This is a genomic window from Cellulomonas wangsupingiae, assembly GCF_024508275.1.
In the GTDB taxonomy this organism is placed as follows: Bacteria; Actinomycetota; Actinomycetes; order Actinomycetales; family Cellulomonadaceae; genus Cellulomonas; species Cellulomonas wangsupingiae.
Window position 1 is genome coordinate 1,486,433 of the sequence record NZ_CP101989.1, and the last position, 11,162, is coordinate 1,497,594.

Here is an 11,162-nt window from a genome sequence, read left to right on the forward strand (position 1 = left end):
GGTGCGTCCTTCAGAAGATCCAGGGGCACACCGGCGCGAGCGGTGACGTGAACGCCGCCGTGACGCGGTCCACGACGTCCCGCTCGCCGTCGACGAGCCCCGCCGCGGCCAGCGCGGACGCCGACCGCCCGCCCAGGTAGAGCGCGCCGAGCTCGCGCACGTCCAGGCGCAGGTCACCCCGGGCGTCGGTGCGCGAGACCTGCGCCGCGCCCGCGGCGTCGACCTCGAGCCGCCAGCGGCCGGCGTTCGCGGGCACCAGCGTGTCGGACAGGTCGAGCACGACGTCCACGGGCGTGGCGTACCGCCGCGCACCGAGGGCCGCGGGCACGTCGAGGAGCCGCACCCACAGGTTGTCGCCCAGGTGCCGCTGCGTCGGGCGCGGGTCCTCCAGCAGGTGCAGCAGCGGGTCGTCGACCGCCAGGGCCGGCGTCGACACCGTCGCGGTGAGGTCGAGGTCGAGCAGGAACGTCCACAGCCGGTGGGTGGCGGCGGCGTCCAGCGCGGAGGCCTGCCGGACCCGTACGGGGTACTCGGGGCCGCTCGCGCCCCACTGCTCCTGGCGCGCCAGCAGGGCGGCGCCGCGCACGTCGTCGCCGCGCCGGACGGTCGCGAGCAGCAGCGGCTCGTAGCCGCCGCGCGCCGCGGGCAGGTCGGCCAGGACCCGCGTCAGCAGCTCCGGCGGGGTGCGCGCCAGCCACCCGGGGCGTCCCGCACCGGCGCGCACGTACAGGTCCTCGACCGTCGCGGTGTGCACCGCTGCGTCGAAGCGCACGAGGTCCACCGTGAGGTCGGCGGAACCGACGACGTCCCGGAGCGCGGCACGCCGCGGCAGCGTGAGCCGGACGTCGTCCGCGGCGCTGCCGTACCCGAACCGGCCGTAGATGGCCGCCTCCGCGGCGAACAGCGCGGACACCACCTCGCCGCGCTCGAGGGACCGTCCGACGTGGGTGCGCAGCATCGAGGCCATGAGGCCGCGGCGCCGGTGGTCGGGGCGCACGCCGACCCACGTGAGCCCCGCGCACGGCACGGTGCCGCCGGGGACGGGCAGCGTGAACGGGTACGACCCGTGCGTCGCGACGATCGCCCCGTCCGCCGACTCGACGGCGACCGCCCGCCCCGCGGGCAGCGCGAACGGCAGGGAGTCGTCGAGCAGCGGGTCGCCGAGCATGGGGAACGCCAGGGACGCGACCTCCCGGAACTCGCGGAGGCGCTCGGGCGGGACGACGAGCGTGCGGTAGCCCACGGCAGGATCGGTCATCACGCCATCCTGCCGCGGGCGACCGTCAGTCCGCGAGGGTCACCCGGGCTCCGGGGCACGGGTCGTCGGCCGCCATCCGGAAGCAGCCCACGAAGTGGCCCGGGGCGACCTCGGCGAGCCCGAGGCCGTGCTCGTCGTCGTCGTCGCCATCCGAGGGAAGCTTTCGTAACCGAACTAAGTGTCGGGACAAGAGGGTGTGCCGGTTTGTGACCGTCCCGTGATGCCGCGTCGGGTTGCTCCTAGAACACCCAGGGGCAGACGGGGGCCAGCGACGAGCCGAACGTCGCGGTCAGGCCGTCGAGGGAGGTGCGCTCGCCGTGCACGAGGCCGGCTGCCGCCAGGGCTGTCGCCGACCGTCCGCCGAGGTACAGCGCACCGAGCTCGCGCACGTCGAGCCGCACGTCGGCGTCCGCACCCGTGCGCGAGACGTCGGCGGTCCCCGAGGCGTCGACGGCGAGGCGCCACCGTCCGGCGTTGGCGGGCAGCAGGGCGTCCGTCACCTCCAGGACGACGTCGCTCGGCGCGGCGTAGCGCCGGGCGGTCAGCGCCGCCGGCAGGTCCAGCAGACGCACCCACAGGTTGTCGGCGGTGCGCCGCCGCGAGGGCCGCGGGGTGACCAGCAGCTGGAGCAGGGCGTCGTCCACGGGGAGCATCGGGGTCTCGACCGTCGTCGTCAGGTCGAGGTCGAGCAGGAAGGACCACAGGCGGTACGTCGCGGCGGGGTCCAGGGCCGAGGCCTGCCGCACCTTCACGGTGTAGTCGGGACCGCTCTCGCCCCACGACTCCTTGCGGGCGAACAGCGCGAGACCGCGCACCTCCTCCCCGTCCCGCACGGTCACGAGCAGCAGCGGCTCGTTGCCGTGCCGCCAGGCAGGCGGGTCGCCGACGGTCCGCGCGCGCAGCGCGGGGGTCGCGCGGGGCATCCACCCCGGCCGCCCGTCGCCCGCGCGCACGTACAGGTCCTCGACGAGCTCCCCGTGCCGGTCCTGGTCCACCCGCTCCAGGTGCACCGTCAGGGCGTCGGCCCCGTCGACGGGGCGCAGGGCGGCCCGGCGCGGGAGGGTCAGCCGCACGTCGTCGGCCGCGCTGCCGTAGCCGAACCGGCCGTAGATCGCGGCCTCCGCCGCGAACAGGGCCGACACCGGCTCGCCGCGGTCGAGCGATCGCTCGACGTGCGTCCTGATCATCGACGTCAGCAGGCCACGCCGCCTGTGGTCGGGGCGCACGGCGACCCACGTCAGGCCCGAGCACGCGACCTCGCCGCCGGGCACGGGCATGACGAAGTCGTACGAGCCGTGCACCGCCGCGAACGCGCCGTCGGGCCCTTCGACCGCCATGAGGCGGTCCTGCCGGATGGGGAACGGCAGGAGCTTCTCGATCTCGGGATCCGGGGTGCCCGCGAACGCCAGCTGGTCGGTGCCACGGAACTCGGCGAGACGCTCGGCGGGGACGTCGACGGTGCGGTAGCCGGCAGGCAGGGTGCTCATGGCGCCATCCTGGGGCCACGGCACGGTGCGCCGCACGGTCTTTCCTTCCGCCCGGCGCCGATCGGCGCCCCTACGCTCGGGGGGTGACCACCTCCCCGCGCGCCGCGCCCTCCGGCTGGGTCTGGCGCCTGCTGGCCGGGTGGGCGGCGGGCCCGCAGCCGGTCGTCGGAGCGGCGCTGTGCCTGGCGGCGGCCCTGTACACGGCGGCCGCCCTGTGGCGCGCGCAGTGGTTCGCGCCGTCCGGGCTGGTCCTGCTCCTGCTCGTCGGCGCCTTCGTGCTGCGCTGGCGTGCCCTGCTGGTCCTCGTCGCCCTGGTGGTGCTCCTGACTGCCGGGCTCGCGACGGACCCGGCGGTCGACCCGGGGCAGATCGCCGTCCTCGTGCTGGCCTGCGGCGCCGTCGTGACGTTCGGGGTGGAGCGGGAGCGGCTCGGTCTGCAGGGCGCCCCGGGTGCCCTGATGCTCGTCGACCTGCGCGACCGTCTCGCCGTCGGCGGGCGCCTGCCGGAGCTGCCCGCCCGGTGGCGTGCCGACTCGGTGGTGCGCTCCGCCCACGGCGCGGCGTTCTCGGGCGACTTCGTCGTGGCGTACCGCAGCGGTGACGCGTACGAGGTGGTGCTCGTCGACGTGTCGGGCAAGGGCCAGGCGGCCGGCGTGCGTGCCCTGCAGCTGCAGGGGGCGCTCGGAGGGCTGCTCGGTGCGCTGCCCGTCGACCGGTTCCTGCCGGCGGCCAACGACTACCTGCTGAGCCAGGGCTGGGACGAGGGCTTCGCGACGGCGGCGCACCTCGCAGTGGACCTGCCGACGGGGCGCTACCGGGTGGCGACGGCCGGCCACCCGCCGCCGGCCGTGCTGCACGCGGGGTCGGGGCGCATCGAGGTCCTCGACGCGCGCGGCGGCGTGGCGCTCGGGGTCGTCGAGGACATGCACCCGGGGGTCGCGGTCGGCGTGCTCGAGCCCGGCGACGTGATCGTGCTGTACACCGACGGGCTGGTCGAGGCGCCGGGCCGTGACGTCGACCAGGGCATCGACCGGCTGCTCGGCGTCGTCGAGGCGGTCGTGGCCGCGCAGCCCGGCAGTGCGCGCGAGGTGCTGGCCGGCGTGCGGGCCGGCGAGGACGACGACCGGGCCGTCGTCGTGCTGCGGCGGCTGTGACGTGAGGGCCGACGAGGGCGACGGCGCCCCGGCCGACGACGACTACGCCGACGAGGTCCACGACCTGGTCGCGACGATCCCCGCCGGCAGGGTCATGACGTACGGCCTGGTCGCGGAGGTGCTGGCCGACCGGGCCGCCGCGGCGGGTCGCCCGGCGCGCGGCGGGCCCCGGCAGGTCGGACGTGCGATGGCGCTCGGCGGTGCCGTGCCGTGGTGGCGCGTCGTCGACGCGTCGGGCAGCCCGCCGGCCCACCACCTGACGCGCGCGCTCGCCCACCTGCGCGCCGAGCGGACGCCGCTGACGACGGACGGGCTGCGGGTCCGCGTGCGTCAGGCGGTGTGGTTCCCCGACGAGTGAGGCGGCGCCCGGCGTCGGGACGCCGGGCGCGCGCTCAGCGCAGCGCGCGCCGCGAGGAGACGACCCCGGTGTCGAACCCCGCGAGGTGCAGCCCACCGTGGAAGCGGGCGTGCTCGATCTTCACGCAGCGGTCCATCACCACGTCGAGCCCGGCCTCCTCGCCGCGGCGGGCCACGTCCTCGTGCCACGAGCCGAGCTGCAGCCACAGCGTCCGCGCACCCACGGCCACGGTCTCGTCGAGCACGGTCGGCAGGTCGTCGTGGCGCCGGAACACGTCGACCAGGTCGGGGACCACGGGCAGCGCGTCGAGCGAGGGGTAGACGGGCCGGCCGAGGATCTGCTCGGCGCGCGGGTTGACGAAGTACACGTCGTACGGCGAGCTCGACAGCAGGTACGTCGCGACGAAGTACGACGCGCGTGCCGGGTTGTCCGAGGCGCCGACGATCGCGATGGAGCGGGTGGCGCGCAGGAGCGCGAGCCGCTCGGGGGCGGACGGACCCTGCCAGGTGCGCGGTGCGGTGCTCATCGGGTGACCCCCGTCGCGGTGGTGAGTGCCTGGTCGAGGTCCCACAGGATGTCGGCGGCGTCCTCGATGCCCACGCTCAGGCGCACGAGGTCCTCGGGGACGCCCGCGGTCTCGAGCTGGGCGGCGGACAGCTGCTGGTGCGTCGTGGACGCCGGGTGGATGACCAGCGTGCGGGCGTCGCCCACGTTCGCCAGGTGGCTCGCGAGCTGCAGCGCCTCGATGAACCGCCGACCGACCTCGCGGCCGGCGAGGTCGCCCGCCGGGGCCAGCCGGAACGCGAACACCGAGCCCGGGCCCAGCGGCAGGTAGCGCTGCGCGCGCTCGTGGTGCGGGTGCGACGGCAGGCCTGCCCACAGGACGTGCGCGATGCGCGGGTCGGACTCCAGCCAGGCGGCGACCTCGCGCGCGTTGGCGAGGTGCGCGTCGATGCGCTGCGGGAGCGTCTCGACGCCCTGCAGGAGCTGGAAAGCCGACTGCGGCGACAGCGCGGGACCGATGTCACGCAGCTGCTCCGAGCGCAGCTTGGTGAGGAACCCGTACTCGCCGAAGTTCTCCCACCAGCGCACGCCGCCGTACGACGGCACGGGCTCGGTCATCGTGGGGAAGCGGCCGTTGCCCCAGTCGAACCGGCCCGACTCGACGATCACGCCGCCGAGCGTCGTGCCGTGCCCGCCGAGGAACTTGGTCGCGGAGTGGATGACGATGTCGGCGCCGTGCTCGATGGGACGCACGAGGTACGGCGTCGAGAGCGTCGAGTCGACGACCAGGGGAACGCCGGCCGCGTGCGCGACCTCGGCCAGGCCGGCGAGGTCGGCGATCTCGCCCGACGGGTTCGCGATGACCTCGGTGTAGACGGCCTTGGTCTCCGGGCGGATCGCCGCGGCGTAGTCCGCCGGGTCGGTGCCGGCGACGAACGTCGTCTCGACGCCGAAGCGCCGCAGCGTGACGTCGAGCTGCGTGACCGTGCCGCCGTACAGCTGCGCCGAGGCGACGAGGTGGTCGCCCGCCCCGGCGAGCGCCGCGAAGACGAGGAACTCCGCGGCCATGCCGGATGCGGTGGCGACCGCGCCGATGCCGCCCTCGAGGGACGCGATGCGCTCCTCGAACGCCGCGACCGTGGGGTTGCCGATGCGCGAGTAGATGTTGCCGTACTTCTGCAGCGCGAAGAGGTTCGCGGCGTCGGCGGTGTCGTCGAAGACGAACGACGTCGTCTGGTAGATCGGCACGGCGCGTGCGCCGGTGGTGGCGTCGGGGATGCCACCGGCGTGCAGCGCGCGGGTGCGGAAGCCGAAGCGGTGCTCGCTCACGGTGCTCCTGTTCTGGGGTGCGGTCGGCCGGTCGGTCAGCGGGGGAGACCGGCGGTGACGAGCGTGCCGACCTGGTCGACCGCCCACGGGTTCTGCAGGGACGTCGTGTCGCCGAGGGTGGTCCCCTCGACGAGCTGGGTGAGCAGCCTGCGCATGATCTTGCCCGAGCGGGTCTTGGGGACCTCGGGGACGACCAGCAGGTGGCGCGGCTTGGCGACGGGGCCGATCTCGCGCGCGACGTGCGCGCGCAGCTCCTCGCGGAGCGCGAGCGTCGCGGCCAGCCACGCGTCGACGTCCTCGACCGGGCCGGGGGGCGTGCTCGGGACCACGAAGGCGGCGATGGCCTGGCCCGTCACCGCATCGGCGACCCCGGCGACCCCGGCCTCGCCGACGGCGGGGTGCGCGACGAGGGCCGACTCGACCTCGATCGTCGACAGCCGGTGGCCCGAGACGTTGATGACGTCGTCGATGCGGCCCAGCAGCCAGATGTCGCGGTCCTCGTCGTACGAGGCGCCGTCGCCGGCCAGGAAGTACCCGCCGTGCGGGCCGTGCCCGGCGAACCGGCGCCAGTACGCCTCGAGGTACCGCTGCGGGTCGCGCCACACGGTGCGGGCCATGCCCGGCCAGGGCCGCTCGACCACGAGGAAGCCACCCTGCCCGGGCTGCACCTCGACGCCGTCCTCGCCGACGACCTTGGCCGCGATCCCGGGCAGCGGACGCGTCGCCGACCCGGGCTTGAGCGTCGTGACGCCGGGGACGGGCGCGATCATGGCCGCGCCCGTCTCGGACTGCCACCACGTGTCGACGACCGGGGCCGCGTCGCGGCCGAACGTGCGGCGGAACCACACCCACGCCTCGGGGTTGATCGCCTCGCCGACCGTGCCCAGCAGGCGGATGCTCGTCAGGTCGTGCCCGCCGGGCAGCTCGTCGCCGAACCACGTCATGAAGGTCCGGATCAGGGTCGGCGCCGTGTAGTACGTCGTGACGCCGTAGCGCTCGATGACCTCGAGGTGGCGCTCGCGGCGGGGCGTGTCCGGGGTGCCCTCGTAGATGACCTGCGTCAGCCCGTTCGCCAGCGGCCCGTAGATCTCGTACGTGTGCGCGGTGACCCAGGCGAGGTCGGCGGTGCACCAGTGCACGTCGTCGTCCTTGACGTCGAACACCGCCCAGTGCGACCACGCGGCGTGCGTGAGGTACCCGCCGGACGTGTGCACCAGGCCCTTCGGCTTGCCCGTGGTGCCCGACGTGTAGATGACGAACAGCGGGTGCTCGGCGTCGAACGCCTGGGGGTCGTGCACGTCGGGCTGGGTCGCGACGACGTCGTGCCACCAGACGTCGCGCCCGTCGGTCCACGCGACGTCCTGGCCGGTGCGGCGCACGACGAGCACGTGCTCGACGTGGTCCAACCCGGCCACGGCCTCGTCGGCCGCGGACTTCACCTCGACCGCCTGCCCCCGGCGGAACTGCCCGTCGCTCGTGACGAGCACCTTCGCCTCGGTGTCCTGCACGCGGAACCGCACGGCCTCGGCCGAGAACCCGCCGAACACCAGAGAGTGCACCGCGCCGATGCGCGCGATCGCGAGCGTCACGACGACCGTCTCGGCGATCACCGGCAGGTACACCACGACGCGGTCGCCGGGGCCCACGCCCAGTGCCGTGAGCGCGTGCGCCGCCTGCGCGACCTCGCGCTGCAGCTGGGCGTACGTGATCGACCGACGGTCCCCGCGCTCGCCCTCGACGTGCAGCGCGACCTTGTCGCCGCGGCCCGCCGTGACGTGCCGGTCGACGCAGTTGACGGCGACGTTGAGCCGCCCGCCGACGAACCAGCGGGCCTCGGGGACGGTGAGGTCGCCGTCGGCACCGCCGTCGACCGGGACGGGTGGCGACCACTCGTGCGCGGTGTGCCACGGCGTGTCCCACTCGAGGCGCCGTGCGGCGTCCTCCCAGAACGCGACGGGATCGGCCGCGGCACGCGCCCAGTCCTCGGGGCGGACGTTCGAGGTCGCGGCGAGGTCGACCGGCGCGGGGTAGGTGCGCGTCTCGGTCTGCAGCGCGGTCAGGGTGGTCATGCGAGCCTCCGCAGCAGCTGCTTCTCGACGACGGCGACGATCGAGTCGGTGAGCTTGCCGATCAGCGCGAGCAGCACGATCGCGAGCAGGATCCGGTCGACGCGCCCGTTGTTCTGGGAGTCGGTCAGCAGGAAGCCCAGCCCCATGGACGACGCGATGAGCTCGGCCGCGACGAGGAAGAGCCACGCCTGCGCGAGCCCCAGCCGCAGGCCGGACATGACGGCCGGGACGACGGCGGGCAGCTGGACCGACTGCAGCAGCCGCACGCCGCGCAGCCCGAACGCGCGCCCGGCCTCGACGAGCTGCGGGTCGACGTGCCGCAGCGCGGCGGCGACCGTCGTGTAGACCGGGAAGAACGCGCCGATCGCGATGAGCGTGATCTTGGAGTCCTCGCCGATCTTCATCCACAGGATGAGCAGCGGGACCCACGCGAGCGACGGGACCGCCCGGATCGCCGCGAGCGTCGGGGCCAGCAGCACGTCGCCCGCTCGGGACAGGCCGACGACCGCGGCGACGACGAGTGCGACGACCGCACCGATCGTGAAGCCGATGAGGACACGCTGCACCGAGATCGCGACGTGCGTGACGAGCTCGCCGCGCTGCTGCAGGTCGAGCGCCGCGTCCCACACGGACGCCGGGCTCGGCAGCTGGTACGGCGCGACGAGGCCGGACGTCGTGACGTACTGCCACACCGCCAGGACCAGGACGGGCAGCACAGCACCGCCCACGACGCGGGTGGTGCGGCGGGACCAGAAGGGTACGAGCGCGCGACGCACCGGTGCGGCAACCGGTGCGTCGACGGCCGCGTCGGTGACGGGCGACGGGTCGGGCTCGTCGACCTGTCGCGCGTGGGGGTCGTGCCCGGGGTCGTCACCGTCGTCGAAGGGGTTGAGCGCGCGCAGCGGCCGGCCCTGAGGGTCGGTGACGGGGCCCGCGCCGGGGCCGCCGATCCATCCGTCGGTCATGGGTGTCTCTCCTGGGGGACGAGGAGGCGGTGCGGGGGCGGTGCCCCGCCCGGCGACGGGCGGGGCACCGCGTGGTCAGCCGGCGATGTTCGCGGCGTCGGCCTTCTCGGCGAACGTGGGCTCGAACAGCTCGGCCAGGGCCGTGTCGATCGTGGCCTGGTCCGCGACGTCACCGGACTCGACGAAGATCGGGCCGACGACCTCGAGCACCTTTCGCTGCGCGTCGCCGGGGACCGGGTCGACGTCGAGGTTGGTGCGCTCGACGATGACCTTCTCCGCGACGGCCGGGTCGATCCCGGCGACCTCGGCGAGGATCGCGACGACCTCCTCGGGGTTCTCCTGCGCCCACGCGCGTGCCTTCTCGTACGCGTCGACGACGACCTGCGCGAGGTCGGGGCTCGCGTCGAGGAACTCCTGCGTCGCGTTGAGGAACCCGTAGGTGTTGAAGTCGATGTTGCGGTAGATCAGCTTCGTGCCCGACTCGGCCTCGCTCGCGGCCATGATCGGGTCGAGGCCCGACCACGCGGCGACCGAGCCCTGCTCGAGGGCCGTGCGGCCGTCGGCGTGCTGCAGGTTCTGCACCTCGACCTGGTCGAGCGGGACACCGGCCTCCTCGAGCGACTGCAGGAGGAAGAAGTACGGGTCGGTGCCCTTGGTCGCGGCCACGGACTTCCCGGCGAGGTCGGCCACCGACGTGACGTCCGAGCCCTCCGGGACGACGATCGCCGCCCACTCGGGCTGGGAGTAGATGCCGATCGTGTGGATGGGCGAGCCGTTGGAGCGCGCGAGCAGCGCGGCCGAGCCGGCCGTGGAGCCCACGTCGACCGCACCGGCGCGCAACGCCTCGTTGGCCTTGTTCGACCCCGCGGACTGGACCCAGTTCACGGTGACGTCGTCACCGAGCGTCTCCTCGAGCCAGCCCTGGTCCTTGATGACCAGGCTCAGCGGGTTGTAGGTCGCGAAGTCGATGTCGAGCGTGTCGGCGCTCCACGACGCCGTGGCGTCGTCGGCGGGCGGGGCGGCCTCGGCCTCGGCGTCCTCACCGGCGACGCAGCCGGTCAGCGCCAGGGCGGTCACGAGGGCCAGTGCGGTGGCGGAGACGGCGGTGCGGATCGTCATCGTCGGTTCTCTCATCTCGGGGTGCGGGGCCGGGGCCCGGGTGGGTGCGGACGCGGGTGCGCGGACGTCGGGCGGGTGGGTCAGATGGAGTGGTGCAGGTCGGGGTCGAGCGGCGCCGTGTGGTGCGTCGCGACGCCGAGGCCCTCGAGCAGCTCGGCGCGCAGCTCGGCGAGCTGGTGGTCGGCGCGGTCGCGGGGCCGGGTGCCGGGGACGTCGATGACGCGCACGACGCTCGCGGTGCCCTGCGGGCAGCGGGCCAGGTTGCGCAGCAGCAGGACGCGGTCGGCCAGGTAGAGGGCCTCCTCGACGTCGTGCGTGACGAGCAGGACCGTCGTCGGCTCGGCCCGGTGCACGTCGAGCAGCAGGTCCTGCATACGCAGCCGCGTCAGCGCGTCGAGCGCGCCGAACGGCTCGTCGAGCAGCAGGACGCCGGGGTTGCGGGCCAGTGCCCGCGCCAGGGAAGCGCGCTGGGCCATGCCGCCGGAGACCTGGCGCGGGCGCAGCCCGGCGGACTCCTCGAGCCCGACCAGCCCCAGCAGCTCCGCGACGCGCTCGCGCCCGGCCTGCGCCGGGGTGCCGCGTGGCAGGCCGAGGGCGACGTTGGCGGTCAGGGTGCGCCACGGCAGCAGGCGCGGCTCCTGGAACGCCATGGCGGTGCGCCGGTCGACGCCGGTCACGGGCGTGCCGTCGAGCAGGATGCGCCCGGCGTCGGGGGTGTCCAGGCCGCTGACCTGCCGCAGCAGGGTCGACTTGCCGCACCCGGACGGGCCGACGAGGGCGACGATCTCACCGGCGCGCAGCTCGAGGTCGACGGCGTGCAGGACCGTGCGGGTCCCGGTGGGTGTGGGGAAGGTGCGGCGCACCGCGTCGAGCGCGACCGTGTGGGCGCGTCGCGCGCGCGTGGAGGTCAGGGTCATGG

Annotated in this window: 10 protein-coding genes; 2 read left to right on the forward strand and 8 right to left on the reverse strand. The window is 74.8% G+C overall.

The window, feature by feature from the left end; all coding sequences use genetic code 11:
- Positions 1-10: 10 nt before the first annotated feature.
- Together NP075_RS06940 and NP075_RS06945 are read right to left on the reverse strand one after the other, a co-directional pair.
- The gene (locus NP075_RS06940; RefSeq protein ID WP_227564381.1) at positions 11-1,258 is read right to left on the reverse strand and encodes a GNAT family N-acetyltransferase; all 1,248 of its coding nucleotides are present in this window, start codon (positions 1,256-1,258) and stop codon (positions 11-13) included.
- Positions 1,259-1,497: 239 nt separating this feature from the next.
- Positions 1,498-2,745, reverse strand: a complete 1,248-nt coding sequence (locus NP075_RS06945; RefSeq protein WP_227564380.1) for a GNAT family N-acetyltransferase — start codon at positions 2,743-2,745, stop codon at positions 1,498-1,500.
- Positions 2,746-2,828: 83 nt separating this feature from the next.
- Here NP075_RS06945 and NP075_RS06950 point away from each other — a divergent pair, with 83 nt between their 5' ends.
- Positions 2,829-3,899 (forward strand): PP2C family protein-serine/threonine phosphatase, encoded by a 1,071-nt coding sequence (locus NP075_RS06950; protein WP_227564379.1) that lies wholly within the window; start codon positions 2,829-2,831, stop codon positions 3,897-3,899.
- A gap of 1 nt (position 3,900) precedes the next feature.
- Entirely contained in the window at positions 3,901-4,257 is a 357-nt protein-coding gene (locus tag NP075_RS06955) for an MGMT family protein (protein ID WP_227564378.1), read from the forward strand.
- Positions 4,258-4,291: 34 nt separating this feature from the next.
- Here NP075_RS06955 and NP075_RS06960 read toward each other — a convergent pair whose 3' ends face one another.
- From NP075_RS06960 to NP075_RS06985, 6 genes are all read right to left on the reverse strand, one after another.
- A complete protein-coding gene (locus NP075_RS06960; protein WP_227564377.1) occupies positions 4,292-4,783 on the reverse strand; it encodes a CoA-binding protein in 492 nt (163 codons plus the stop codon).
- On the reverse strand, positions 4,780-6,090 hold the full coding sequence (locus NP075_RS06965) for an O-acetylhomoserine aminocarboxypropyltransferase/cysteine synthase family protein (protein ID WP_227564376.1): 1,311 nt from the start codon (positions 6,088-6,090) through the stop codon (positions 4,780-4,782). The genes NP075_RS06960 and NP075_RS06965 overlap by 4 nt, the downstream gene beginning before the upstream one ends.
- A gap of 35 nt (positions 6,091-6,125) precedes the next feature.
- The gene (acs, locus tag NP075_RS06970; RefSeq protein ID WP_227564375.1) at positions 6,126-8,159 is read right to left on the reverse strand and encodes an acetate--CoA ligase; all 2,034 of its coding nucleotides are present in this window, start codon (positions 8,157-8,159) and stop codon (positions 6,126-6,128) included.
- Positions 8,156-9,124: an ABC transporter permease gene (locus tag NP075_RS06975; protein WP_227564374.1), complete on the reverse strand. Its 969-nt coding sequence runs from the start codon at positions 9,122-9,124 to the stop codon at positions 8,156-8,158. Before NP075_RS06975 ends, acs begins: the two co-directional genes overlap by 4 nt.
- Positions 9,125-9,199: 75 nt before the next feature.
- The gene (locus NP075_RS06980; protein ID WP_227564373.1) at positions 9,200-10,243 is read right to left on the reverse strand and encodes an aliphatic sulfonate ABC transporter substrate-binding protein; all 1,044 of its coding nucleotides are present in this window, start codon (positions 10,241-10,243) and stop codon (positions 9,200-9,202) included.
- Between the two features lie 80 nt (positions 10,244-10,323).
- Complete coding sequence (locus NP075_RS06985; RefSeq protein WP_227564372.1) at positions 10,324-11,160, reverse strand: ABC transporter ATP-binding protein; 837 nt, start codon at positions 11,158-11,160, stop codon at positions 10,324-10,326.
- Positions 11,161-11,162 lie beyond the last annotated feature (2 nt).